At 61.8% G+C, this 24,308-nt stretch carries 22 protein-coding genes; 8 read left to right on the forward strand and 14 right to left on the reverse strand.

Features of this window, described 5'->3' with window-relative positions; genetic code table 11:
* Window positions 1-52: 52 nt before the first annotated feature.
* The gene (locus ACODR6_RS25835) at window positions 53-460 is read left to right on the forward strand and encodes a DoxX family protein (RefSeq protein WP_489025268.1); all 408 of its coding nucleotides are present in this window, start codon (window positions 53-55) and stop codon (window positions 458-460) included.
* Between the two features lie 45 nt (window positions 461-505).
* Here ACODR6_RS25835 and ACODR6_RS25840 read toward each other — a convergent pair whose 3' ends face one another.
* The 6 genes from ACODR6_RS25840 to ACODR6_RS25865 form a co-directional block, all read right to left on the reverse strand.
* Window positions 506-871, reverse strand: a complete 366-nt coding sequence (locus tag ACODR6_RS25840) for a hypothetical protein (RefSeq protein ID WP_489025161.1) — start codon at window positions 869-871, stop codon at window positions 506-508.
* 115 nt (window positions 872-986) lie between these two features.
* A complete protein-coding gene (locus ACODR6_RS25845) occupies window positions 987-2,174 on the reverse strand; it encodes a Gfo/Idh/MocA family protein (protein ID WP_199628942.1) in 1,188 nt (395 codons plus the stop codon).
* Between the two features lie 172 nt (window positions 2,175-2,346).
* A complete protein-coding gene (locus ACODR6_RS25850) occupies window positions 2,347-3,399 on the reverse strand; it encodes a sugar phosphate isomerase/epimerase family protein (RefSeq protein ID WP_489025162.1) in 1,053 nt (350 codons plus the stop codon).
* Window positions 3,400-3,647: 248 nt separating this feature from the next.
* Window positions 3,648-4,595: a substrate-binding domain-containing protein gene (locus ACODR6_RS25855; RefSeq protein ID WP_112385616.1), complete on the reverse strand. Its 948-nt coding sequence runs from the start codon at window positions 4,593-4,595 to the stop codon at window positions 3,648-3,650.
* An 87-nt stretch (window positions 4,596-4,682) separates the two neighbouring features.
* Window positions 4,683-5,693: an ABC transporter permease gene (locus tag ACODR6_RS25860; protein ID WP_203427975.1), complete on the reverse strand. Its 1,011-nt coding sequence runs from the start codon at window positions 5,691-5,693 to the stop codon at window positions 4,683-4,685.
* 73 nt (window positions 5,694-5,766) lie between these two features.
* Window positions 5,767-7,290: a sugar ABC transporter ATP-binding protein gene (locus ACODR6_RS25865; protein WP_489025164.1), complete on the reverse strand. Its 1,524-nt coding sequence runs from the start codon at window positions 7,288-7,290 to the stop codon at window positions 5,767-5,769.
* A gap of 168 nt (window positions 7,291-7,458) precedes the next feature.
* Between ACODR6_RS25865 and ACODR6_RS25870 the strand changes: the two genes are divergently transcribed.
* The 3 genes from ACODR6_RS25870 (at window position 7,459) to ACODR6_RS25880 (ending at window position 11,116) form a co-directional block, all read left to right on the forward strand.
* On the forward strand, window positions 7,459-8,490 hold the full coding sequence (locus tag ACODR6_RS25870) for a LacI family DNA-binding transcriptional regulator (RefSeq protein ID WP_112719763.1): 1,032 nt from the start codon (window positions 7,459-7,461) through the stop codon (window positions 8,488-8,490).
* Between the two features lie 216 nt (window positions 8,491-8,706).
* Window positions 8,707-10,731, forward strand: a complete 2,025-nt coding sequence (locus tag ACODR6_RS25875; RefSeq protein ID WP_489025166.1) for a GAF domain-containing protein — start codon at window positions 8,707-8,709, stop codon at window positions 10,729-10,731.
* 1 nt (window position 10,732) lies between these two features.
* Window positions 10,733-11,116, forward strand: coding sequence for a response regulator (locus ACODR6_RS25880; protein WP_489025168.1), 384 nt, complete (start codon window positions 10,733-10,735; stop codon window positions 11,114-11,116).
* A 66-nt stretch (window positions 11,117-11,182) separates the two neighbouring features.
* On the opposite strand, the gene xylA is transcribed toward ACODR6_RS25880, so the two are convergent.
* From xylA to ACODR6_RS25910, 6 genes are all read right to left on the reverse strand, one after another.
* A complete protein-coding gene (gene xylA / locus ACODR6_RS25885) occupies window positions 11,183-12,493 on the reverse strand; it encodes a xylose isomerase (RefSeq protein ID WP_130282251.1) in 1,311 nt (436 codons plus the stop codon).
* A gap of 178 nt (window positions 12,494-12,671) precedes the next feature.
* Window positions 12,672-14,126, reverse strand: a complete 1,455-nt coding sequence (xylB, locus tag ACODR6_RS25890) for a xylulokinase (protein WP_489025169.1) — start codon at window positions 14,124-14,126, stop codon at window positions 12,672-12,674.
* Window positions 14,127-14,144: 18 nt separating this feature from the next.
* Complete coding sequence (locus tag ACODR6_RS25895; protein ID WP_489025171.1) at window positions 14,145-15,170, reverse strand: LacI family DNA-binding transcriptional regulator; 1,026 nt, start codon at window positions 15,168-15,170, stop codon at window positions 14,145-14,147.
* A gap of 100 nt (window positions 15,171-15,270) precedes the next feature.
* Window positions 15,271-16,263 carry an alpha/beta fold hydrolase gene (locus tag ACODR6_RS25900; protein ID WP_489025173.1) on the reverse strand — a complete coding sequence of 331 codons (993 nt, stop codon included), beginning with the start codon at window positions 16,261-16,263 and terminating at the stop codon, window positions 15,271-15,273.
* A 91-nt stretch (window positions 16,264-16,354) separates the two neighbouring features.
* Window positions 16,355-17,944: a DHA2 family efflux MFS transporter permease subunit gene (locus tag ACODR6_RS25905; RefSeq protein WP_130282259.1), complete on the reverse strand. Its 1,590-nt coding sequence runs from the start codon at window positions 17,942-17,944 to the stop codon at window positions 16,355-16,357.
* A gap of 22 nt (window positions 17,945-17,966) precedes the next feature.
* Window positions 17,967-19,187, reverse strand: coding sequence for an HlyD family secretion protein (locus ACODR6_RS25910; protein WP_112719770.1), 1,221 nt, complete (start codon window positions 19,185-19,187; stop codon window positions 17,967-17,969).
* 155 nt (window positions 19,188-19,342) lie between these two features.
* Here ACODR6_RS25910 and ACODR6_RS25915 point away from each other — a divergent pair, with 155 nt between their 5' ends.
* Together ACODR6_RS25915 and ACODR6_RS25920 are read left to right on the forward strand one after the other, a co-directional pair.
* A complete protein-coding gene (locus tag ACODR6_RS25915; RefSeq protein ID WP_112719771.1) occupies window positions 19,343-20,020 on the forward strand; it encodes a TetR/AcrR family transcriptional regulator in 678 nt (225 codons plus the stop codon).
* A gap of 149 nt (window positions 20,021-20,169) precedes the next feature.
* Window positions 20,170-20,919, forward strand: coding sequence for a TerC family protein (locus ACODR6_RS25920; protein WP_489025175.1), 750 nt, complete (start codon window positions 20,170-20,172; stop codon window positions 20,917-20,919).
* Between the two features lie 30 nt (window positions 20,920-20,949).
* Here ACODR6_RS25920 and ACODR6_RS25925 read toward each other — a convergent pair whose 3' ends face one another.
* Window positions 20,950-21,873 carry a phytanoyl-CoA dioxygenase family protein gene (locus tag ACODR6_RS25925; RefSeq protein ID WP_489025177.1) on the reverse strand — a complete coding sequence of 308 codons (924 nt, stop codon included), beginning with the start codon at window positions 21,871-21,873 and terminating at the stop codon, window positions 20,950-20,952.
* Window positions 21,874-21,966: 93 nt separating this feature from the next.
* Here ACODR6_RS25925 and ACODR6_RS25930 point away from each other — a divergent pair, with 93 nt between their 5' ends.
* Entirely contained in the window at window positions 21,967-22,797 is an 831-nt protein-coding gene (locus tag ACODR6_RS25930) for a helix-turn-helix domain-containing protein (protein ID WP_489025179.1), read from the forward strand.
* Here ACODR6_RS25930 and ACODR6_RS25935 read toward each other — a convergent pair whose 3' ends face one another.
* A complete protein-coding gene (locus ACODR6_RS25935) occupies window positions 22,798-23,343 on the reverse strand; it encodes a glutathione peroxidase (protein WP_199628930.1) in 546 nt (181 codons plus the stop codon).
* Window positions 23,344-23,477: 134 nt separating this feature from the next.
* Here ACODR6_RS25935 and ACODR6_RS25940 point away from each other — a divergent pair, with 134 nt between their 5' ends.
* Window positions 23,478-24,233, forward strand: coding sequence for a bestrophin-like domain (locus ACODR6_RS25940; protein WP_162708769.1), 756 nt, complete (start codon window positions 23,478-23,480; stop codon window positions 24,231-24,233).
* The last annotated feature ends 75 nt before the right edge of the window (window positions 24,234-24,308 follow it).

Genomic DNA, 24,308 nt, shown 5'->3' on the forward strand with positions numbered 1-24,308 from the left:
CGGCGGTGTGCCGGGTGAGAGCGGAATGGGAGATTATAACGAAAGGAACCCGATGCTCGCCTCCATCCACCTGCTGCAGCCCCACCTTCTCAGCCTGCTGCGCATCATCTCGTCGCTCGTACTCTTCAGCTATGGAACGCAGAAGATCCTGCATTTTCCGGCCGCCGCGAGCGTGCCGCCCGTCGGCTCGATGTCCTGGATCGCCGGCATGCTGGAGCTCGTTCTCGGCTTCCTGGTGCTGATCGGCTTCAAGACGCGCGCCGCAGCCTTTGTTCTCTCGGGACTGATGGCCTTTGCCTATTTCATCGCCCATGCGCCGAAGAGCTTCTATCCGGCGCAGAACGGCGGCGTTGCCGCGATCCTGTTCTGCTTCGTCATGCTGTATTTCGTCGCTGCCGGCGCCGGTCCCTACAGCGTCGATGCGCTCTTGAAGCGCAAGCAGGCTGCCATCGCAGCCTGACCGGCAATCCTGTCAGGCTGAGGCGCGCGCTTCAGCCAACAGAGATCACGGCTTCTGCGCGCTGTTCTTCAGCTTGACCGCCATCGTGACCGTGCCGCGCACACTGATGAAGCTACCGCCGGAACGGTTCAAATCCGCATTATTGGTGAGATTGGTGACCTGGCAGGTCTCGCCGAGAGTATCGAGCACCAGCTGGCACTGGCGCTGCGCCATCGCATAGAAAGCCTTCTGCGCCACCTCGATCTGCTCTGCCGGGTTCATGCTCATATCGGCCGGAACGGTCATCGACAGGCTGGACTGGATGTTGATGGTGCCGGGCACTCTTACACCGGGCATGAAAGCCTGCTGCGCCGAAGCAGGAAGCGCGGCAAGCACCAGAATGCACGTCAGATAGCGGACAGAGAATGTCATCGGGCCTCCCCAAATGGTTGCGCCCTTCTTCTTTCATAATCCTCTTAAACGCGAATGAGCGCATTCCCTCCAATCTTAGGGAATGCGCTCAAATGATCAGCGATCGGGCCTGCGATCAAACCTTGACCCAGCCGCCGTTCTTCTTCGACGATGCAACGCAGGCTTCGACGAAGGCCACGCCCTTAACGCCATCATCGACGGTGGGGTAAACCACGGCCTTGTCGACCGGCTTGCCCTTCTTGGCAGCGTTGATAGCAAGCGCTGCCTCGGTATAGATCGTCGCGAAGGCTTCGAGATAGCCCTCGGGATGGCCCGATGGCACGCGCGAAACGCGCGCCGCTGCCGCGCCCGAACCGGCGCCATTGCGGGTGATCAGCCGCTTCGGCTCGCCGAAGGGCGTGAACCACAGATAGTTCGGATCGGCCTGAACCCACTCGAGACCGCCCTTGGTACCGTAGACGCGAACCTTCAGACCATTCTCGTGGCCCGGCGCCACCTGGCTGCACCAGAGCATGCCCTTAGCCGGCTTTTCCTTGCCCTTCGCCTTGTAGCGCAGCATCACATGCGCGTTGTCATCGAGACGGCGCCCTTCGACGAAGCTGTCGAGATCGGCGGCGAGGCTGTCGAGCTCCAGGCCGGAAACGAAGCAGCCGAGATTATAGGCATGCGTGCCGATATCGCCCGTCGAGCCACCTGCACCCGACTGCGCCGGATCGGTGCGCCAGACGGCCTGCTTGGCGCCCTGCTGTTCGACGGCCTCGGTCAGCCAGTCCTGCGGATACTCCGCCTGAACCAGCCTGATATCGCCGAGCTCGCCATTGGCGACCATTTCGCGCGCCTGGCGGACCATCGGATAGCCGGTGTAATTATGCGTCAGGATGAAGAGCGCACCGCTTTCGTCGGCGATCTTCTTCAGCTTCTTGGCATCGGCCAGGTTCGAGGTCAGCGGCTTGTCGCAGATGACGTGGATGCCCCGGCGCAGGAATTCCTTGGCAGCGTCGTAATGCACATGGTTCGGCGTGACGATCGAGACGGCCTCGATGCCGTTCTTCAGCTTCGCTTCGCGAATCGCCATCTCGCGATAGCTGGAATAGGTACGCGACGGATCGAGACCGAGGTCGCGGCCCGAGGCCTGCGCCTTTTCCGGCGTCGACGACAAGGCGCCGGCGATCAGTTCATATTGATCGTCGAGACGGGCGGCCATGCGGTGTACCGCGCCGATGAATGCGCCAGCCCCGCCGCCGACCATGCCGAGCCGGATGCGCGGCTCGCGGGTCTGTTCGTTTGATGCTTCGATTGCCATTGTGTCCTCCTCAATCGGTGCTCCTCCCTTCTCCCCAGCGGGGAGAAGATGTCCGAAGGACAGATGAGGGGGTGAGCGTAGCGAGCGCCTGAGCGGCAAGCGAAGGCGTCACTGGCCCCCTCATCCGACCCTACGGGCCACCTTCTCCCCGCGGGGGAGAAGGGGAGAAAAATTAAATCCCCAGCATGCGCCGGTTGGCTGCCTGGTCGGTGCCGCTGCCGGCGAAGTCGTCGAACGCCTTCTCGGTGACGCGGATGATATGCGCCTTGACGAATTCGGCGCCTTCACGGGCACCGTCTTCTGGATGCTTCAGCGCGCATTCCCATTCGACCACGGCCCAGCCGTCGAAATTGTTGGCGGTCATCTTCGAGAAGACGGCGCCGAAATCGACCTGGCCGTCGCCGAGCGAGCGGAAGCGGCCGGCGCGCTCGACCCAGCCCTGATAGCCGCCATAGACGCCTTGGCGGCCGGTCGGGTTGAACTCGGCATCCTTGACGTGGAACATCTTGATGCGGTCTTTGTAGATGTCGATGTTGTCGAGATAATCCAGGCACTGCAGGACATAGTGCGACGGGTCATAGAGCATGTTGGCGCGCGGATGGTTCTTCACGCGCTCCAAGAACATCTCGAAGGTGACGCCGTCATGCAGGTCTTCCCCCGGATGGATTTCGTAGCAGACGTCGACGCCGCAATCTTCGGCGTGGTTGAGGATCGGCGTCCAGCGCTTGGCGAGCTCGTCGAAGGCGGTCTCGACGAGACCGGCCGGGCGCTGCGGCCAGGGATAGATGAACGGCCAGGCGAGCGCGCCCGAGAAGGTCGCATGCGCCTTGATGCCGAGATGCTTCGACGCCGTCAGCGCCATCTTGACCTGCTCGACAGCCCATTCCTGACGTGCCTTCGGATTGCCGCGCACTTCGGGTGCCGCAAAGCCGTCGAAGGCTTCGTCATAAGCCGGATGAACGGCAACGAGCTGGCCCTGCAGGTGTGTTGAAAGCTCGGTGATCTCGACGCCGTTTTCACGCGCCTTGCCGGCGAACTCGTCGCAATAATCCTTGGAACTTGCGGCCTTCTTCAGGTCGATGAGCTGGCTTGCCCAGGTCGGAACCTGCACGCCCTTGTAGCCGATGTCGGCCGCCCATTTGGTGATTGCATCCCATGAGTTGAAAGGCGCGGTATCGCCTGCGAACTGGCCGAGGAACAGGCCTGGCCCCTTGATCGTCTTCATGTCAGAAATCCTCCCTGATTAGCGACCGTAAACGTTTATGGTAGTCTTCAACACGCTTTTGGCGGAAGCAAGGCGCCTCCACGCACTTGCGGCAGATGTGGCTGGAAAGCCGGAAGTCAAACGGTAGGCGAACTAAACACGCCTCACCGGCAGCTGCAAGAGGTACGTGCCGCAAATTCGTCCGCATGCAACCTGAAGACATGAAAAATGCGCCCATCCTTTCGAATGGGCGCATCCGATACGAATGATCAGAACGGAGAATCCGGGAAGTAGAAGTCCTTGGCATTGTCCTTGGTGACGAGCGTCGCATCAAGAACGAAGGTGCCGCGAACCGGTACCTGGTCGTAGAGACCGGCAGCCGTCAGTTCCATAGCCGTACCGACCATTGCCGGCGGATAGAGAACGTCGACCGGGATCATCTTGTCGCCGTCCATGACCTTCTTGATCATGTCCTTGGAGCCTGCACCGGCGACGACATACTTGATGTCGGTGCGCTTGGCCTGCTCGATGGCCTGGAGAACGCCGACAGCCATGTCGTCGTCCTGGCACCATACGACGTCGATCTTCTGGTACTTCGTCAGGTAGTCCTGCATGACCTTGAAGGCGTCGTCGCGGTTCCAGTTGCCGTACTGGCGGTCGAGAACCTTGACGTTGGAGCCCGCAATGCCCTTATCGAAGCCGTCCTGGCGCTGCTGATCGATCGGGATCGGCAGACCGCGGATAACGACGACCTGTGCATCCGGCGTCTGAGCGGCAATGTACTTGCCGGCGACTTCGCCGAGCGCCGGGTTGTTACCGGCAACGTAGAGGTCACGAACCGAGTCGTCGTTGGTGGACGGTGCACGGTCGACGAGAGCGACATACTTGCCCTTGCCCTTGACTTCCTTGATGGCGTTGACCAGCGGATCCGGATCCGACGGCAGGATGACGAGGGCGTCGATACCCTGCGTATCGAGGTCCTGCACGGCGTTTGCCTGGCTTGCGGCATCCGGCGAGGTCTTGACGATGACGTTCAGGCCCGGATGTTCTTCCATCAGCTTCTTGGCGACACGTTCGGCATGGAAGACCACACCAGAGGTCCAGCCATGGTCAGCGGCCGGAATGGACACGCCGATGGTGAACTTCTTGTCCTGTGCGTATGCGGAACCCGCCACAGCGACGGCCGCAACGGCAAGACCCAACATGAGTTTGCGCATGCTATTCTCCTCCCAACATAACTTCAGGGACTTTCCTACCCGTGAACCGGACGCCCTGTGAGCCCGGCCAATTCCTGTTGAGGTCCGTTATCCCTTCCGGACCAGAGAGCGCTGCACCAGCATGGCGATGATGATGATCGCACCCTGGATCGCACCGATGAGATATTCGCTGATGAAGTTCGACAGCAGCATGATGTTGCCGACGAGCTCAAGAATGAAGGCACCGCAGATCGTGCCCCAGACGCGCCCTGCCCCGCCCTTCAGCGCCGTGCCGCCGACGACGACGGCCGTGATCGCCTGCAGCTCCCAGAGGATGCCTGTTGTCGCAGAGGTCGAGCCGAGACGCGGCACGTAGAGCAGCACGGCAATCGCCACGCAGAGACCCTGGATGACGAAGGCGATAGTGCGAACGCGATTGACGGCAATGCCGGAATAGCGCGCCACATCGCTGTTCGAACCGACGGCGACGACATGGCGGCCATAGCGCGTGCGATAGAGAATGAAGGCGGCAACGGCGGTAACCGCGAGGATCACGACGATCGGAACCGGCACGCCGAGAATGCTGCCGAAATATGCCGGACGGTAGAGCGTCTGGATCTCCGGCGAGCGCAGCGTGATGGCGCCGCCCTGCGACAGCCAGGTGGTCAGGCCACGATAGATGCCCATGGTGCCGAGCGTCGCGATGAACGGTTCGATCTTGCCGACCGTGGTGATAAGGCCGTTTGCAAGACCACAGAGCGCACCGGCAACGATCGCGAAGACGACGGCGACGACGAGCATCATGGTCGGGTCGGCGATCACGCCCGAATTGAGCAGCAGGATCATCAGGCTGGCGACGAAAGCCACCATCGAGCCGACCGAGAGATCGAGATCGCCCGCCGAAATGACGAAGGTTGCGCCAACCGCGATGATGGCGATGAACGCACAGCGGGTCGCGACATTGGCGAGATTGGTGATGCCGATGAAGTTCGGGTTGACGAGCGCGCCGACGATCAAAAGCAGGATCAAGGCTGCGAACGGCGCCACTGCGCGCAGATCGACATCCCGCCAGGAGCGGCGCCGGATCTGCCTGGTCTCCTCGTTGATATCAGTAGTCAAAACCAACCTCCCGACCCAAACCCTGTGGGTATCTTATCGTTGAAACCGCGAAGCGATGCGGCGCCTGAAACTGTCAGGCGGCCTTCCTCTTCAGCCCCGCGGCATAGCGCATGATTTCCTGTTCCGAGATCTCGTCGCCCTCGAGCACGCCGACAATGCGCCCCTCGCGCATGACACAGACCCGCGTGCAGAGGCCGATGACCTCAGGCATTTCCGACGAGACGACGATGATCGACCGGCCATCGCGGGCCAGCGCCGAAATGAAATGATAGATCTGCTGCTTGGTGCCGACATCGATGCCGCGCGTCGGCTCGTCGATGATGATGATATCGGGCTCGGTCTCCATCACCTTGGCGAGCAGCAGCTTCTGCTGGTTGCCGCCGGACATGCGGCCGGCAACGATATTGGCATCGCGCACGCGGATGTCGAAGCGGCGCTTCGCCTTGGCAAGCGCGGCAGCCTCGCTGTTCGGGCTGAGATAGCCGTGCGCCACATGCTGTCCGAGCGATTGCAGCGTCAGGTTCGTGACCATGTTTGAGCGCAGCAGCAGTCCCTTCGACTTGCGGTCCTTGGTCATATAGGCAAGACCGGCGCGATTGGCGGCGTGAACGTCGCCGGAGGCAATGGTATCGCCCTTGATCACCACCTCACCGGCCGTGCGTGACCGCAGCCCGGCAATCGCTTCCATCAGCTCCGTGCGACCGGAACCGATCAGGCCCGAGAAGCCGATCACTTCGCCCTTGCGCACTTCGAAGCTCGCATCCTGGACATAACCGGTCGAAACGCCGGTGACCCGCAGGACGACTTCTTCATCTACATTCGGCTCGACCTTCGCCGGATAGAGGCTGGAAAGCTCGCGCCCGACCATCAGCTGGGCGATCGACTCGCCGTCAAGGATCGAGGTCGGTGCCGTCTTCACCCACTGGCCGTCGCGCAGTACGGTGACCCGGTCGGTCAGTTCCATGACTTCATCGAGCTTGTGCGAGACGAAGACGAAGCTGGTGCCTTTGTCGCGCAGCTTGCGGACCTGTTCGAAGAGGATGTTGGTTTCCTCGCGCGACAGAACAGCGGTCGGCTCGTCCATGAAGACGACGCGCGCATCACGGCTGATTGCCTTGGCGATCTCGACCATCTGCTTGTCGGCGATCGACAGCGTGCTGATCAGCGCGTCTTCATCGACATGCGAGCCGAGCATGTCGAGCACGCGACGCGTTTCCTTGCGCATATAGCGCCGGTCGAGAATGCCGAAATGCGTCACTTCGCGGCCGAGAAACAGGCTCTCGGTGACGGTCAGATGTTCGGCGAGATTGAATTCCTGGTGGATGATGACGATGCCGAGCGCCTCGGCGCCGCCGTTCGGCGGCAGCACGATCGGCTTGCCGTCGAGAAGGATTTCGCCGGAGGTCGGCTGCTCGAAACCGGAGAGAACTTTGACGAGAGTGGATTTTCCGGCACCATTCTCGCCCATCAGGGCATGAACTTCACCGGCGCGGAGGTCGAAATTGACACTGAAGAGGACCTGTACCCCATTGAAGGACTTACAGATTCGCTTTGCGGACAGCACCACGGGTGCGGTCTCGGCCGTCTCCAGATTCATCATTTCCTCCCTGCGGCTCCCGACCGCTTGAGCATTTGTGTAAACCTTTACATCGGCCATGTAAAGGTTTACATCATGGATATGCACAAATCTGGCGAAAGCCCGCTTTGACGGATTAGCAAGTCTGTGTAGTGTCGCGGCGAAGACAGCCCCATGGCAGAGCCCCCAGTGTCGAATTCCACGCCTGCAACGATCGAAGACGTCGCCCGGATCGCCGAGGTTTCCATCGCGACTGTGTCCCGTGCGATCCATACGCCGGAGAAAGTTGCGAACTCGACGCGGCTGAAGGTCAATCAGGCGATCGCCATTACTGGCTATACGACCAACGCCATGGCACGCAGCCTGCGGCTTGGCCGTTCCAATATGATCCTGGTCGTGGCACCCGATATCGGTGACCCGAATTTCTCCAACATTCTCGTCGGCCTGGAGAACGAAGCCCGGGCCCATGGCTACGGCATCCTGATCGGCCACACCCAGAACGACGCCCAGCGCGGCCTCGAATATCTGAAGTTCTTCAACTCGAACCAGGCGGCCGGCCTGATCCTTTTCACCGGCATCCTGCCCTTCGGCCACCAGACGATGACGGCGCGGTTGCCGCCGAGCGTCGGCGTCTTCGAACCGGTTTTCAACGGCGGCATCCCCTATGTCGGCGTCGACGATACCGAGGGTGCCCGCAAGGCGGTCGACCTGCTGCTTGCCGAAGGCCACCGCAAGATCGCCTTCATCGGCGATTCGCGCACCCGCCTTGCCTATACCCGCCGTCGTGAGGGTTACGAGGCTGGGCTCGATGCAGCCGGTGTGCCGAAGGAAACGCGGATCGTTCTCGAAGGCGACGGCACGATCGAGAGCGGCCGCCACGCCGTCGAGCAGCTCTTCATGCGCGATACGCTGCCGACTGCCTTCATGTGCGTCAACGACCAGACGGCGATCGGTGTGATGATCGGCCTCAACGCCCGCGGCTACGATATCCCGCGCGACTTCTCGGTGACCGGCTTCGACGACGTGCCGCAGGCCGTGTTCATGAGCCCGTCGCTGACCACCATCCGCCAGCCGCGCACGGCGATCGGCAAGCAGGCGATGGCGCTGTTGCTGGAGCTTCTCGGCGATGGCCGGCCGGCCGAAACGGAAATCCTGCTGCGCCCCGATCTCGTCGTTCGCAATTCCGTCTCCGCGCCGCCGAAAAACTGGCAAAGACGCTAACCCGGGCGGAACAATTCCCGCCCCAGGCCGTTGCCTTGCCGGACGCCGGCTGCACAATCTGAGATTTGTGGTTTGCACCGGCAGCTGGCGTCCAGCTCAGCTGAAAAGTCCGCGTTTGCGGCAGCTTCATTCTATCCCGGACTTATTTTGGTCATCGGCGTTTCCGTCGCTGGAAAAATCAACCGACCGCCTACATCATTGATCGCTAAGATGAACATGGGACCCATAGATTCAGTGTCGCCGACGTCCGATCCAGCCGTCATCGAGGAGCAGAAACGCCTTGAGGCGCTCGAGGCATTCGACATTCTCGACACCGCTCCCGAGCCCGAATTCGACGATATCGTCTTCGTCGCCTCCTCGGCCTGCCGCACGCCGGTTGCCCTGATCAGCCTTGTCGGCGCCGACAGGCAATGGTTCAAGGCAAAGGTCGGCTTCGAAGCCTGCGAGACCCCCATCGATCAATCCGTCTGCGCCCACGCACTCTCCAGCCCGCAACCGCTCGTCATCCCCGATCTCACGAAAGACGAACGGACCCGGACGAACGCGCTGGTCACCGCGCCACCCAATATCCGCTTCTACGCCGGCGCACCGCTCGTCACCTACGACGGCACGATCATCGGCACGCTCTGCGTCATCGACACCGTCCCGCGCCCCGAAGGCTTGACGCCTGACCAGCTGAAGATCCTCCAGGCCCTGTCGCGACAGGTGGCCGCCCTTCTGGAGGCCCGCCGCATATCGAGCCGCAAGGACGAGCTCTTCCGCCGCCAGAAGCATATTAGCTCGACGATGCGCTCCACGGCACAACAGAGCATGGCAGCCCAGGAGGCTGGCCGCGTCGGCACGTTCGAACTCGATATTGCCAGCGGCCAGATGCGCGTCTCCCCGGAATTCTGCCGCATCTTCGACGTGCCGGTGGCCGACAGCTACCCGGCCTCGATCTTCGAAGACATGGTCGTTCCGGACGATCAGGGCATCCGCTCCTCCGCATCGACCCGGGCGGACGGCAGTGCCGCCCTCGATGTCGAATACCGTATCAACACCGAGCATCGCGGCACCCGCTGGATCTCGCGTCATGCCGCTTTCATGGCAACGACGGATGGCCGGCCGGCGCTTCTGCGCGGCACGGTACAGGACGTGACCATCGAGCGGCGCGCCGCTGCCCGCGTTCAGGCGCTGCTTGATCTCGGCGACCGGCTGCGCGATCTCGACGACGTGGAATCGATGGCGATCGCCGCGGCCGATCTGATGGCCAAGGCGCTCGATGCCAGCCGCGCCGGCTTTGGCGTCGTCGATGCCGGCAGCGAAACCGTACTGATGCAGCCGGAATGGTGTGCGCCGGGCGTCACGTCGCTTGCCGGCCTCCACCATTTCCGCGACTACGGCAGCTTCATCGACGATCTGAAACTCGGCGAAACCGTCATCATCGAGGATGTCAGCAACGATCCGCGCACCGATGGCAATGCCGAGCAGCTGCTTGCGATCGATATCCGCGTGCTCGTCAACGTGCCGATCTTCGATCACGGCCGCTTCAGCCTCGTCGTCTTCGTGCATCACGATCATCCCTACGAGTGGACGGGCGAGGAAGTGTCCTTCGTGCGCAGCTTCGGCGACCGTATCCAGATCGCCATTGCCCGGGTGCGCGCCGAGGCCGAACAGGACCTCTTGAACCGCGAGATCAACCACCGGCTCAAGAACACCTTTGCCATGATCCAGGCGATCGCCACGCAAACGCTACGCCCAGTGGCCGAACGCGAGCATGTCGAGAATTTCGAGCGGCGGCTGCATGCGCTGAGCAGCGCCCACGACATACTCCTGCAGGATAACTGGCTGAGTGCCAGTGTCCACGATCTCGCCGCCCGGGCCGTCGAACCGCTCGGCGTCGGCGAGCAGGTTTCGATGGAAGGACCAAGCCTGGCGCTCGGCGCCAAGGGCTCCCTTTCGCTCTCGCTGTTGCTGCACGAACTGGCGACCAACGCCATCAAATACGGATCGCTCTCCACCGAAGGCGGCAAAGTTTATGTGCGCTGGACCATTGAAGGCCGCGGCGAGGCGGCTACCTTCCACCTCACCTGGCGTGAAGAGGGCGGCCCTGCTGTCGGCGAACCGACCAAAAAGGGCTTCGGCTCCAAACTGATCAAGATGGGACTGATCGGCTCCGGCGGAACGGAAAGCCGCTACGGCCCCGATGGCTTCTCGGTCAGCATGTCCGCGTCGCTCTCGCAGATGCAAAGGACCGAATGACATGAGGGAAGGTTATGCAGACCAAAGGCCTGCTGTCCTCGTGGTCGAAGATGAACCGCTGCAGCGGATGATGGCAGTCGATCTCGTCGAGGAGGCCGGTTTCGAGGCGATCGAGGCTGCGGATGCGGATGAGGCGGTACGCATCCTGGAGGCACGGGCCGATATCCGCATCGTCTTCACCGATATCGATATGCCGGGCAGCATGGATGGCATGATGCTGGCCGCAGCGATCCGCGACCGCTGGCCGCCGATCGAGATCATCATCACCTCCGGCCATATCCGCGAGCAGGAAGTGGAGATGCCGATCCGCGGCGTGTTCTTCCCCAAACCTTACGACACCCGCCGCCTCAGCCAGCAGCTCGTCGCCTTCGGACTGCCTCAGTGACAAAATCCACGCGTGAAAAAGCCGGGAAGCTTGCGCTCCCCGGCCTGTATTTCGATAAGCCGTCGATCAGACGTAACGGTTGACGACGTTTTCGAGATGTTCCTGCTTGCCCGAGCGCGGCTGCGGATTGACGTCCTTGCCTTCGACCCAGCTGGTGATTTCACCGAGCGAATACTCGCCGCGGAAGAGCTTCTGCCCTTCGGCCGAATCCCAACCTGCGTAGCGGTCTGCGAGCGGCTGCGAGAGAGCCTTGTCCTCGACCATCTTTGCAGCAGCCTTGAGACCGCGGGCGCAGCAATCCATGCCGCCGATATGGCCGATCAGCAGGTCTGCCGGATCGAGCGACTGACGGCGCAGCTTCGCGTCGAAGTTCGTGCCGCCGGTGGTGAAGCCGCCTGCCTGCAGAACCTGATAATAGGCGAGCGCCATTTCCGGAACGTTGTTCGGGAACTGGTCGGTATCCCAGCCGGACTGGTAGTCATTGCGGTTCATGTCGATCGAACCGAAGATGCCGAGCGCATTGGCAAGCGCCAGTTCGTGCTCGAAGGAATGGCCGGCGAGGATCGCATGGCCCTGCTCGATGTTGAGCTTCACTTCGTTTTCGAGGCCGTGCTTCTTGAGGAAGCCGTAGACCGTCGCGACGTCGTAGTCGTACTGGTGCTTGGTCGGCTCCTGCGGTTTCGGCTCGATCAGGATCGTGCCCTTGAAGCCGATCTTGTGCTTATACTCGACGACGAGATTGAGGAAGCGGCCGAGCTGATCGAGCTCGCGCTTCAGGTCGGTGTTGAGCAGCGTCTCGTAGCCTTCACGGCCGCCCCAGAGAACGTAGTTCTCGCCACCGAGCTTCTGCGTCGCATCGATGCAGGTCTTCACGGTTGCCGCAGCGAAAGCGAAGACATCCGGATCCGGATTGGTCGCAGCGCCGGACATGTAGCGGCGGTTGGAAAACAGGTTTGCCGTACCCCAGAGCAGCTTGGTACCGGTCGCAGCCTGCTTTTCGGCGAAGTAATCGACGATCTCGTTCAGGTTCTTGGTGTTTTCGGCAAAGTTCTGGCCTTCGGGACGCACGTCGGCGTCGTGGAAGCAGTAATAGGGCGCGTCGAGCAGCGAGAAGAATTCGAAGGCCACATCAGCCTTCAGCTTCGCAGCCTTCATCGTGTCCTCGAACCACGGGCGCAGGAAGGTCTGGCCGCCGAAGGGGTCGCCGCCCGGCCAAGTGAAGGTGTGCCAATAGGCGATTGCAAAGCGCAGATGGTCTTCCATGCGCTTGCCGAGAACGACTTCGTCCTTGTTGTAATGACGGAAGGCGAGCGGATTGGTGCTCTCCGGGCCTTCATACTTGATCTTCTGAATATCGCCGAAAAATCCGGTGCTCATGTTGGTCCTCCTTGGGTTGGTCAGTCTTGTTCGTTGTAGCGTGCGGCCCCTCATCCGACCCTTCGGGCCACCTTCTCCCCGAGGGGAGAAGGGAAATGAGGCGGCTGTTGCAAATCCCCTTCTCCCCAGCGGGGAGAAGGTGCCGGCAGGCGGATGAGGGGGCCGCCGGCTCAGGTTCTCAATGCGCCAGCGACTTGATCGCCGGATAGAGCGCGCGGTAGCGCTTGTAGGCATCCTCATAAGCGCCGCTCAGCTCGGCAACCGGCTCGATCGTCCCATCCGTCTCCGGCGGCGTGCAGACTGCGACCGGATCCGCACCGGTTGCAGCAATCAGGCCGAGACGGGCAGCGCCAAACGCCGCGCCGAAATCGCCGTCAGCCGGCAGATCGACGGGAACGCCGAGCGCCGTGGCGATCGAGGCCAACCAGTAGCGCGAGCGCGAGCCGCCGCCGATCGCGGTGACGCGGGCGATATCGGTACCGGCCGAACGCAGCGCTTCGAGATTGTCGCGGATAGCAAAGGACACACCTTCGAGAACCGCCTGGGTCAGAACGGCGCGGCTGCTCTCATGCTCGAGGCCGATGAAGGCGCCACGGATGACCGCGTCGTTATGCGGTGTGCGTTCACCGGAGAGATAGGGAAGGAAGGTGACGCCCGACGGCGCCTTCAGGGTCTCGCCGAGTTCGCCGGTCAGATCGGCGGCCGACTTGCCCGTCACATGCGAATGCCAGTTCAGCGCATCGGTGGCCGAGAGGATGACGCCCATCTGGTGCCAGGTGTTCGGCAACGCGTGGCAGAAGGCATGGACGGCGCTTTCCGGCTTCGGCAGGTAAGAGCCGTTAGCGGCGAAGAGCACGCCTGAAGTGCCGAGCGAAACGAAGGCCGCACCGTGGCTGACCGTGCCCATGCCGCAGGCCGAAGCCGCATTGTCCCCTGCCCCGCCGGCAACGACGACATCACCAGTAATGCCCCACTTGGACGACAGCTCGCCGCGCAGCTTGCCCGCCTGCTCGGTGCCTTCGACAAGCGACGGCATCTGCTTTTCATCGAGGCCGGTTGCGGCCAGAAGTTCCGAGGACCAGGCGCGCTTGCCGGTATCAAGCCAGGACGTACCGGCCGAATCCGACATCTCGGAAATATGCTCGCCGGTCAGCCACAGTCGCAGATAATCCTTCGGCAGCAGAACCTTGGCGACCTTGGCGAAGATCTCCGGCTCGTTCTTGGCGACCCAGACGAGCTTCGGTGCGGTGAAACCCGGGAAAACGATATTGCCGGTCAGCTTGCGGAAGCGCGGGTCGGCATCGAGCGCGGCGGCTTCATGATAGCTGCGCGTATCGTTCCAGAGAATGCAGGGCCGCAGCACCTTGTCGTCGGCATCGAGCAGGGTCGCGCCATGCATCTGGCCGGAAAGGCCGATACCCCTGACCGCCGCAAGTTCCTTCGGGTGCTTGGCCTTCAGACCGGCAACCGCTTCTTCGGTCGCGCGGATCCAGTGCGCCGGATCCTGTTCGGACCATCCGGAATGCGGACGCGAAACGTCGAGCGATCCGTTGGCCGAACCGATAATCTTCTGATCGCCGTCGATGAGCATCGCCTTGACGCCCGAAGTTCCGAGATCGAGACCCAGATACATGTCGTTCTCCCTTTGCCGTTACGGCAGGTTGTCTTTCAAAAAGATATCGAGGCGGATGCGCTCCTGCGCATCGATGACGGCAAGCCCGTCGGCCTTCGCCTTCAACACGCGAATGGCGCTGCGCACCTCATGACCGGCATCCTGATTGAGAACTGCGTCAATCGTTCCGTCGATCAATGCCGCCCGCGTATGCGGCGTGAGTTCATGGGCAACGACCGTGACCTGCCGCCCGGCGCCCTTGGCTTTCAGCGCCCTGATCAAACCGCGATTACCGGCGCCCAAGCTGTATATGCCGACAATGCGATCATTCTTCGAAAGCGCATCCGAAACCAGCATATGCGCCATTTCAGGATCGTCGCGCCCCTCGATGACAGGCAGGATGGAGAGGCCCGGAAACTCCTGCGCCATCAGCGCAGCAAAACCTTCCAGACGTTCGCGATGGTCGCGCACGAGCATGGAGCCGGCAAGCACCGCGATCTCTCCCTTGGCGCCACCGAGGAAACGGCCAAGCAGGCGAGCCGCCGTGCGCCCGGCCGCAATGTTGTCGACACCGGCATAGTGGTGGCGCAGCGACCCCGTGAGATCGGAAACTAGGGTGACGACAGGAATGCCATCGCGCACCAGGGCATCGACTGCCTCGGCAACCTCAGGCGCATCGGTCGCCACAAGCGCAATGCCGGCGGGCCGCTCGGCAGCGAGCTTGCGCAGCGCTTCGACCAGCGCCGCCGGATCGAAGGCCGGAACCTCGATCGTCTGGATCTGCGTACGCTCGACTGGAGAGCGGGCAACGGCCTCGCGGATCTCGCCGGTCAGCCCATGCATGAAGGAATTGTCGGATGCCGGAAGGATGAAGACCAGCGGATAGGTGCGGCCCTTGGCGAGGTTGGCAGCCGCCACATCCCTGACATAGCCGATCTCGCGAATGGCGTTTTCCACCTTCTCGCGCGTCACATGGCGCACGCCCGGGCGCTGGTTCAGCACGCGATCGACAGTCGCAAGGCTGACCCCCGCATGCGCGGCGATATCGTGAACCGTAGGCTTCATCGCTCCTCCTGACGAAGCCTTTACCGCCAATTCTGATGTACGTAAATCAGAAAATGCCGGATCGGCCGAAACTCATCTGGTCGCGTTTGAAAAACATGGATTATTTCTTGCCGTCGCCGGCAATACGCGCCTCGATCGCCTGCGCGATCCCTCGCAGATTGGGATGCTCGCCAGCCAGCGTTTCAATGGCGCCGACGGCAAGGTCGCTTGCGACGTAATCCGACTTGTGGCCGAGGTTATGGACGACGATCAGCCGCGCCCCTCGGATATCCTTTGCGAGATGCGCCGAGTGGATCGTCGGCGAAACGACGCTATCGGTATCGCCGGTTATGATGATCGTCGGCGCCTTGATCTGCCGGTAGCGCGGCGAGGCTTTCTTGGTCCATTCAAGCAGGTTGGCGACATCGGCGGCGTTGTTGTGAAACTCGGCCGGGCGCAGGGCGAGAAGCGTTCGCGCCTTCGAGATATACCCAGGAGGCCGCCGGTTCGGCGCAAATACGCTGCGCGTCGCACCATCGACCATCGCAAGGCCGACGGGCGGCACGACCAGCGCGCTGAAGAGCGGGCCGGTCAGCGGCGCCGTCGCGGCGTCATAGTACCAGGCAATGCCGCCCGGCCACGGATAGACGGCCGGCGACAGGAACACCAGACCGGCAACCATATCGGGATGATCGAGCGCAAAAGCGGCCGCAACGGCACCGCCGAAGGAATGGCTGACGATGATCGCCCGCCGGATGCCGCGCTTCTTCATCAACGCCGCAATCGCGTCGGCCTGCCCGTCCGGAAAGGCGTTCTCAGGACCGCCGCGGTCGGAGCGGCCGTGGCCCGGACGATCGACGAACAGCAGATCGACCTTGCCTTCCAGCTTTTCCCGGAACGACAGCATCGGGTCATAGAGATTGGCGCTGGCGCCATGAATGAAGACGATCGGCGGCAGCCTTGCCTTGCCGGAGACCGGGATGAAGACGCTGTTCAGCTTGTAGCCGCCGATGTCTATTCTCTCCTCCTCGGCGGCCGCCCGCGCGGATGCGGATGCAAAGAGGGGCAGGACGATGCAGAGCCAGGCGATTGCCCTGGCGGAAGACTGAAGCATGAAGCGGCATCCGGTCGAAAGAGATGCACGATATACGGAAAACGGCCGGCTTTGGTTTCCCAAGCCGGTCGTTATTTCGAACACCAGACGATCAGTGGCCGCCGCCACCGCCTCCGCCGCCTTGCGGCGCAGGCTTGGCAATCATCGCCACACCGAGAACCATGACCATGAACAGCACGGTCAGCATCAGGAAGATATCGCTGAAGGACAGGATGACTGCCTGCTTGGTTGCCATGCCGACCATCTGCTTGATCGCCACCGATGCGCCGTCCATCCCGTAGGAATTGAAGTTGGCGGTCAGGTTGTTCAATTGGTCGATCGCGGCCGGATGGCCCCAGTCCATATTCTCGCGCAAGCGCTCGTAATGCACGTCCTGGCGGTTGGTCAGAACCGTATTGATGATCGCAAGACCGACGGCACCACCGAGGTTACGGGTCAGGTTGAAGAGACCGGAGGCGCCACGCATACGGGCCGGCGGCATCGTGCCGAGCGCGATATTGTTGATAGGCACCATGCACATCATCAGGCCGAAACCGCGGAACAGCTGCGGGATCAGCAGTTCGTAGAAGTCCCAGTCATCGGTCAGCCCGGTCATGATATAGGTGCCGGCCGCAAAGCTGACGAAACCGATGACCATCATCAGGCGCAGGTCCATCTTCGTCGATAGACGTCCGGCGAGCGGCGCGGTGAAGAACATCGCAAGACCGGAGACGAACATCGTCTCGCCGATCATCAGCGAGTCGTAGCCGCGGATGCGTCCGAGATAGACCGGGTAGATGTAGGTCAGGCCGTAGAGACCGATACCCATGACGAAAGAGAAGACCGAGCCGAAAGCGAAGTTGCGGTTGGCGAAGGCTCTCAAGTCAACGACCGGAAAATCGACAGTGAACGCCCTGTAGAAGAAGACCACGCAGCCGATCGCCGATGCGATTGCACCGATGACGATATAGTTGTCGTTGAACCAGTCGTTCGAATTGCCTTCCTCGAGCACATATTCCAGCGCGCCCAGGAACACGCCCATCGAGATCAGGCCCCACCAGTCGAACTTCTTGAGAAGTGACAGCTCCGGTTTGTCGAAGTCGATGAAGTTCCAGGTAACGGTCGCGACGATGATGCCGGGGATGACGTTGACCAGGAACAGCCAGTGCCAGGAGAAGGCGTGGCTGAGATAGCCGCCGACGGTCGGGCCGATGGTCGGCGCCAGCGTAGCGATCAGGCCGATGATCGGCGAAACGACGCTGCGCTTGGAGGGCGGGAAGATCGTGAAGGCCGCCGCAAAGACCGACGGGATCATGCCGCCGCCGATAAAGCCCTGGATGGCGCGGTAGACGATCATCTGGTCGATATTCGTCGCCGTGGCGCAGAGCACGCTCGACAGCGTAAAGCCCGCCGCCGAGAAGGCGAAGAGGTAGCGCGTCGAGACGATGCGGGCGAGCGTACCCGACAGCGGAATCATGATGACTTCCGCGATCAGGTAGGAGGTCTGGACCCAGCCGATTTCATCCGAGCCGGCGGAAAGGCCGGCCTGGATTTCGGCGAGCGAGGCCGAGACGATCTGAATGTCGAGGATCGACATGAACATGCCGAGCACCATCGCAAAGAATGCGATGAGCTTGCGCGGGTCCATCCGTTCCTCGGCTCCTACGCCGGGAACGGTTCCTGCAGTGGTGGTCGCGGCCATTGGCCTTACTCCGGCTGGCTGATTACTTTGCCTGCTGTGCGTCCGGCGCCGTGCGCGTGTCGACATCGACGACGACGCTCAGGCCTGCACGCAGACGGCCGGTATCAAGCGCATCCTGCGGGAGCGCGATGCGAACCGGCACGCGCTGGATGATCTTGGTAAAGTTGCCCGTCGCATTCTCAGGCGGCAGCAGCGAGAAGACCGAGCCGGAGGCCGGCGAGATCGACTCGACGGTGCCGACGATCGCGTGATCGTCATAAGCGTCAACATGGACATTGACCTTCGAACCCGGAACCAGATGCTGGATCTGCGTTTCCTTGAAGTTCGCGTCGATATAGAGCTGGCGGGTCGGAACGAGCGCCATCAGACGCTGGCCGGGCGATACGAGGTCGCCTTCCTGAACCGAGCGATTGCCGACAACACCGTCATACGGTGCCTTCAGGATCGTAAAAGACAGGTCGCGGGCCGCCTTGTCGCGCTGCAGCTCAAGCGTACGGACCGAACCTTCGGCTTCCTTGCGCTGTGCTTCCAGGATCGTGATGTTGGCTTCCGCCGACTTGATGTTGGCATCGCCGCCAACAAGGTTTGCCTTGGCCTGATCGAGCGCGATGTTGGCGGTGTCAAGATCGGCAGCGGTGCCGACCGACTTTGCCTGCAGATCGCTCTGGCGCTTCTGGGTGATCTCGGCGCCGCGGACGGCGGCATCGAGAGACACCTTCTGGGCCTGTGCCTGGGCGAGAGCCGCCTTGGCGCCATCGACCTGAGCGTCGATGCGGCTCAGCGACAGCTTTTCGGTGGCGATCTGCGCTTCAGCCTGATCGAGAGCGTTCTGATAGTCGCCGTTATCGAGCGTTGCGAGAACATCGCCGGCCTTGACCAGCTGGTTGGCAACGACATTGACCTTGGCAACGTAACCGGTGACCTTCGGCGAGATCGTCGCGATATCGCCTTCGATATAGGCGTCATCGGTCGAGACCATGAAGCGGCCATTCGTCCACCATTCATAGCCGTACCAGCCGCCACCGGCGAGAATGGCGAGGGCGACGATCGGCAGAACGCGGCTGCGCTTCTTTTTCACCGGCGGCTGCTCGGCAACCTTTACCTCGGGTGCCGGCGCCTGCTGGGGAGCACTGCGAGCCTCCGCGGTGGGGGTATCCGCGGAGGCTGCAGTTTCCGGCTGAGCCGCTTCGGCTTCAGCGGAATCGCTTACGATGCGCGCAACATTGGTTTTCTGACTGGACATAGACGAACACCGCTTTGTGAAGTAGATTTAATCGAACTGAACGGTTCGGTTCAGTTGACATAGGCCCTTTTTGCATCCATATCAAGTCATATCGAACCGAGCGGTTCGATTTTAGTAAAGAATCTTCGCAAGTGCGAAAAATGGTTAAGGAGAAGATGACCGAAGTGTCCAAGGTTTCAGCCGCCGAAACGCCCGTGGCCACTGGCCGCTGGGCAGCCGGAGAAGACCCGGCCAAGCGCACGCAAATCCTCGAGGGCGCCAAGAGCGTCTTCATGAAGATGGGTTTCGACGCAGCGAGCATGAACGACGTGACCCGCGAAGCCGGCGTCTCGAAGGGCACTCTCTATGTCTACTTCGCCAATAAGGAAGAGCTCTTCACCGCGATGATCGAGACCGAGCGCGCCGCCTTCGTGGCCGCACTGCGCGTCGCTCTCGAACATCATGACAATGTCGAGGAAGGCCTGCACGATTTTGGCCTGAGCTTCATCTCGCATATCACAAGCGAGAAGGTGATCAGCGCCATGCGCACCGTTCTTGGCGTGCGCGACCGCATGCCGGAGCTCTGTCAGCGCTTCTTCAACGGACCGGAGAACCTGCGCACGGTGCTGCACTCGTATCTGACGCGCTACGTGAATTCCGGCAAGCTCGAGATCGCTGACGTCGATCTGGCAGCCGGGCAGTTCCTCGATCTCGCCAGCGGCAGCTTCTTCAAGTTCCGCCTCTTCGGCAGCATGCCGGAGCCGCCGTCCGAGGCGGAGAGAAAGCGCGTCATCGACGGCGCCATCCGCGTCTTCATGGCCGCCTATGGCGCCAAGCACAACGAGCCCGCCTGAGGGATCGGCGGCGTCCCCACTTCATTCTCCCCATCACCGGCGGAATAAATGCCGTCCGGCTTTCGTATACCCCTTGCGGCGCTTGCATCTCAGCGCCTTCACTCTAGATTTCGGCGTCGGCTGTCTGTGGCGCAAGGGAAAAACAATTCATGCAAGATATCATGATGCTGGTTCAGGACCCGGCTGCCTGGGTGGCGCTGGTGACCCTGGTCGTCATGGAAGTCGTTCTTGGTATCGACAACCTTATCTTCATCTCCATCCTCACCAACAAGCTGCCGCCCGAGCACCGTGAAAAGGCCCGCAAGGTCGGTATCGGCCTGGCGCTGATCATGCGCCTCGCCCTGCTCGGCACCGTCGCCTGGATCGTCAAGCTCACGGCTCCGGTCTTCGAACTCTTCGGCCACGGCTTCTCGTGGAAAGACATGATCCTGATTGCCGGTGGTCTCTTCCTGCTCTGGAAGGCGACGAAGGAGATCCACCACAATGTCGATCCGGCCGATCACAACGAGGATTTCATCGCCAATTCGGCGACAACGACCTTCGGCTCGGCGATCGTGCAGATCCTGATCCTCGACCTGGTCTTCTCGGTCGACAGCATCATCACCGCCGTCGGCATGACCCCGCATCTGCCGATCATGGTCATCGCCGTTCTGGCCGCCGTGACCGTCATGCTGGTCGCCGCGACGCCGCTTGCGAACTTCATCGAGAAGAACCCGACCATCGTCATGCTGGCGCTCGCCTTCCTGATGATGATCGGCACGACGCTGATCGCCGAGGGCATGGGCTTCCATGTTCCGAAGGGCTACGTCTACGCCGCCATGGCCTTCTCGGCACTCGTCGAGGTGTTGAACATGTTCGCCAGAAACGCCCGGAAACGAAAGAAGAGCGGGAGCCACTAGCTTCTGCAAAGGGCGCGGCTCCGGCCGCGCCTACAGCATGTCTCCCAGGCTCCAGTGATTGGCCCAGCGCGCGTCGATCTCGTCATCGACATTCTGGTAGCGGATATCGGTCGACAGACGTATCAGCCGCGCGGCGCTCTCGTTCGCCGTCGAGGCGTGGATCATGTAGGGACTGTGCAGCATCACATCGCCGGCCTCGTAGCCGGCGATCAGCCAGCGGGCGTCGAAGCGCTCGGCCATCTGGGGCAAATCTTTCGACACCCAGCCGCCCTCGGTCATGTTGCGATTATAGGCGCTGATCCGCTCTTCGGCTGAAAGTTCGGCGCTCTGCGCTGCGAACTCCCCTTCCATCTTTCTGCCGATCGCATGCGATCCCTCGAGATAGACAAGCCCGCCCATCTCGACCGGCACATCGCCGAGCGGGATCCATGCCGTGACGATGCGGTTGGTCCCACCGCGCAGATAGACGAGATCATAATGCGCCGGCGTCGCCGTGGCGCTGCCCGGCATCGTGTGGCGCATGATCTTGCGCTTGTGCAGATAGGAAATGCCGGACAGGAACTCATCCATGAAGGCCGCGAGCCGCGGCTGTGAACAGAAGCCCTCATAGGCCACGGATCGAACCAGCGACATGAGGATGCGGTTGGCCTGCTGCGGGTCCCCTCCTCCAGCGGCGGCCAGACCAAGATGCGGATCCGATCCCGGCTCGATCAGCCCTGCCCCGGCCAGATGTCCGAACACCCAGCCGCGAAACGCATTCACGGCATCGGGATCGAGAAACCGCTTCAGCCAGACATAACCATGCTCCTCGTAGCGCTCCCGGATCGCCGCGATGCCGATCGTCGGATCGGTGGGAACGAGATGGCCAAGCCGGTTCTCCGCTGTCGAGAGCACCTTGCCACCTGCCCTCAGCACCGGCATTTCAGTCGCCATCTTCACAGCCAAACTTGACATTTCGATCGCCATTCCCTTCGAATTCATGTGGCGACACTGCAGCTCCGGAGGGCGAATGACCATGGACAGAAAACACAGCTGGACTTTTCGCTCATGACTTCGCCGCCGCTCGCGCTCTACCGGTCGCCGCCATCGGTCAGCCCGCCCGCCTTGTCGGTGACCGGCTTCGGACGGCAGCGGATCGCCGTGCATGTCCGGCAGCGCCGGCTGCCATGCCATGCGGTGGTGCTGGTCGAAACGGGACGCGGCATGTTGGAAACCGAAGCGGCAGGCAGGCTTACGATCGAGGGACCGGCGCTTTTCTGGCTGGCGCCGGGCAGCCTGCATTCCTACGGGCCCACCGAGGGTGAAAGCTGGGAGGAGCAATGGGCGCTGTTCGAAGGGTCCTTCGCCTCGAGTCTCGTCCGGCAGCGCCTGATCTCGGAGACCGCACCGCATGTGGCGCTGAGCAATCTGCGCGAGACGCAGCAGCTCTTTGCCGCGCTCCGCGCCGATTTTACCGATGGCAGTGCATTGGCATTGAGCTCGGCCGCCGCCACGCTTCACCGCATCGTCGTCCAGTCAGCGAGGCAGGCGGATGCTGCCACCGATACTTTGGCTGGCGCCAGGATCGACGCAGCCGTTTCCGCTCTTGCCGAGCGCGCCTTCAGGGAAATCGACATGCAGCAGCTCGCCGCTGAATTCGACATGTCGCCGGCGACCTTGCGCCGCCGGTTCATGGCCGCAACCGGCCTCTCACCGAAAGCATTCCAGCTACGGCTGCGGATCGACCACGCCAAGCAATTGCTGACCACCTCCGATCTCCCGATCGAAACGATCGCGCGGGAGATCGGCATTGATGATGCCTTCTACTTCTCGCGGCTCTTCCAGAACCGCGAGGGACTGGCGCCGAGCGCCTTCCGCAGCCGTTACCGCAGGCAGTGATCAGGCCTTCGACAATTCCTTGTCGATCGCCGTCACCAGCCGCTGATCCTCGGCGGTCACGTCAGGCGCAAAACGCGCGATGATCTTGCCGTCGCGGCCGATCAGGAATTTTTCGAAGTTCCAGAGGATTTCCTTGCCGTCGTCATCGGCCAGACCACGATCGCGCAGCCGGTCACGCATCGGCCCTTCGCCGGTCGTCGGCACGGCTGCAGCCGTCAGCTGGCGATAGAGCGGATGCTTGTCGTCGCCCTTGACCGAGATTTTCGAGTAGATCGGGAATTTCACGTCATAGGTCAGCTGGCAGAACTCGACGATCTCGGCATCCGTCCCCGGCTCCTGGCCCTTGAAATTGTTGGCCGGGAAGGCGGCAATGACGAAACCGCGCTCGCGCTTGTCCTCGTAGAGTTTTTCAAGACCTTCATACTGCGCCGTCAGCCCGCATTTCGAGGCAACGTTGACGACGAGCATCACCTTGCCGCGATGTTCGTTGAGGCTTGTCTCGCGGCCATCGGCGAGCTTCACGGGGATGTCGAGGATCTCGGTCATGTCAGTCTCCATTCACGTCGGGCCGTGAAGCTATACCCGTGCCGCGCTTTGTCCAGCCTTCGAAACCGGCCTGATGCCAAAATCCTCAGCATGCGGTAACGTGCCTCACGGAGAGATGAGAGGGGAAATCTCGGGTGCGTGAGATCGTTGTCGCGGGATCGGTATTTGTGTGTCTGGCCGTCGCCTCGATCGGCACGATGATGATCTATCCACGGCTGCCGGCCCGCCATCGCGAGGAGGAAACGAACACGGTCGTTCGCCTCGTCGCCAACATCTTCGTGGTCATGACCTCGCTCGTCTTCGGCCTGATGATCAACTCCTCGAAGAACACCTTCGCCGGCATCGACGACAGCGTTCATTCCTTCGCCACCGAGATCATCCTGCTCGACCGCACGCTCCGAACCTACGGGCTGGAAGCCGATGACACCCGCGCCAGCCTGCTCCGTTACGTCCAACAGGCCCTGTCGGGCCCGATGCACGTCGTCGACCCCGTGCTGCAGAGCGATCCGAAATCCGAAATGGCACTCAACGCCGTTGGCAACAACATCGCCGTCATGATGCCGACCGATCCCAACCATGTCGCGCTCTGGACCGACGCCCGGCAGCAATACAAGACCATCGTCGAGCGGCGCTGGGTGATCGTCGAGCAATCAGAAGGCGTCATTCCAATGCCGCTGGTCTTCATGCTGATGGCCTGGCTGACGCTGATCTTCGCGAGTTTCGGATTCCGCGCGCCCAAAAACATCATCGTCATGTCGATGTTCCTGGTGGCCGCCTTTCTCATATCCGCATCGATCTATCTCGTGCTCGACATGGATATCCCCTTCGCCGGCATGATCCAGATTTCCGACGCCCCGCTTCGCCGGGCGCTCGCCGAACTGCAGCAATGATGCGCGTGCGGGATTGATAAGCGCAGGCGGCGTTACAGTTATTCCTGTCGCAGAGCATCGTCTGCGTTCGGAATT

This window comes from Rhizobium sp. FG96, from assembly GCF_057808655.1.

Excerpts from the sequence above, each read along its gene's own strand:
- ACODR6_RS25865 (WP_489025164.1), bottom strand. The coding sequence starts at position 7,290 with ATGAATCTGGAGACGGCCGAGACCGCACCCGTGGTGCTGTCCGCAAAG.
- ACODR6_RS25855 (WP_112385616.1), bottom strand. The coding sequence starts at position 4,595 with ATGCGCAAACTCATGTTGGGTCTTGCCGTTGCGGCCGTCGCTGTGGCG.
- xylB (WP_489025169.1), bottom strand. The coding sequence starts at position 14,126 with ATGTATCTGGGTCTCGATCTCGGAACTTCGGGCGTCAAGGCGATGCTC.
- ACODR6_RS25850 (WP_489025162.1), bottom strand. The coding sequence starts at position 3,399 with ATGAAGACGATCAAGGGGCCAGGCCTGTTCCTCGGCCAGTTCGCAGGC.
- ACODR6_RS25880 (WP_489025168.1), top strand. The coding sequence starts at position 10,733 with ATGAGGGAAGGTTATGCAGACCAAAGGCCTGCTGTCCTCGTGGTCGAA.
- ACODR6_RS25915 (WP_112719771.1), top strand. The coding sequence starts at position 19,343 with ATGACCGAAGTGTCCAAGGTTTCAGCCGCCGAAACGCCCGTGGCCACT.
- ACODR6_RS25930 (WP_489025179.1), top strand. The coding sequence starts at position 21,967 with ATGACTTCGCCGCCGCTCGCGCTCTACCGGTCGCCGCCATCGGTCAGC.
- ACODR6_RS25910 (WP_112719770.1), bottom strand. The coding sequence starts at position 19,187 with ATGTCCAGTCAGAAAACCAATGTTGCGCGCATCGTAAGCGATTCCGCT.
- ACODR6_RS25905 (WP_130282259.1), bottom strand. The coding sequence starts at position 17,944 with ATGGCCGCGACCACCACTGCAGGAACCGTTCCCGGCGTAGGAGCCGAG.
- ACODR6_RS25920 (WP_489025175.1), top strand. The coding sequence starts at position 20,170 with ATGCAAGATATCATGATGCTGGTTCAGGACCCGGCTGCCTGGGTGGCG.
- ACODR6_RS25840 (WP_489025161.1), bottom strand. The coding sequence starts at position 871 with ATGACATTCTCTGTCCGCTATCTGACGTGCATTCTGGTGCTTGCCGCG.
- ACODR6_RS25900 (WP_489025173.1), bottom strand. The coding sequence starts at position 16,263 with ATGCTTCAGTCTTCCGCCAGGGCAATCGCCTGGCTCTGCATCGTCCTG.
- xylA (WP_130282251.1), bottom strand. The coding sequence starts at position 12,493 with ATGAGCACCGGATTTTTCGGCGATATTCAGAAGATCAAGTATGAAGGC.
- ACODR6_RS25895 (WP_489025171.1), bottom strand. The coding sequence starts at position 15,170 with ATGAAGCCTACGGTTCACGATATCGCCGCGCATGCGGGGGTCAGCCTT.
- ACODR6_RS25935 (WP_199628930.1), bottom strand. The coding sequence starts at position 23,343 with ATGACCGAGATCCTCGACATCCCCGTGAAGCTCGCCGATGGCCGCGAG.
- ACODR6_RS25845 (WP_199628942.1), bottom strand. The coding sequence starts at position 2,174 with ATGGCAATCGAAGCATCAAACGAACAGACCCGCGAGCCGCGCATCCGG.
- ACODR6_RS25875 (WP_489025166.1), top strand. The coding sequence starts at position 8,707 with ATGGGACCCATAGATTCAGTGTCGCCGACGTCCGATCCAGCCGTCATC.
- ACODR6_RS25835 (WP_489025268.1), top strand. The coding sequence starts at position 53 with ATGCTCGCCTCCATCCACCTGCTGCAGCCCCACCTTCTCAGCCTGCTG.
- ACODR6_RS25925 (WP_489025177.1), bottom strand. The coding sequence starts at position 21,873 with ATGTCAAGTTTGGCTGTGAAGATGGCGACTGAAATGCCGGTGCTGAGG.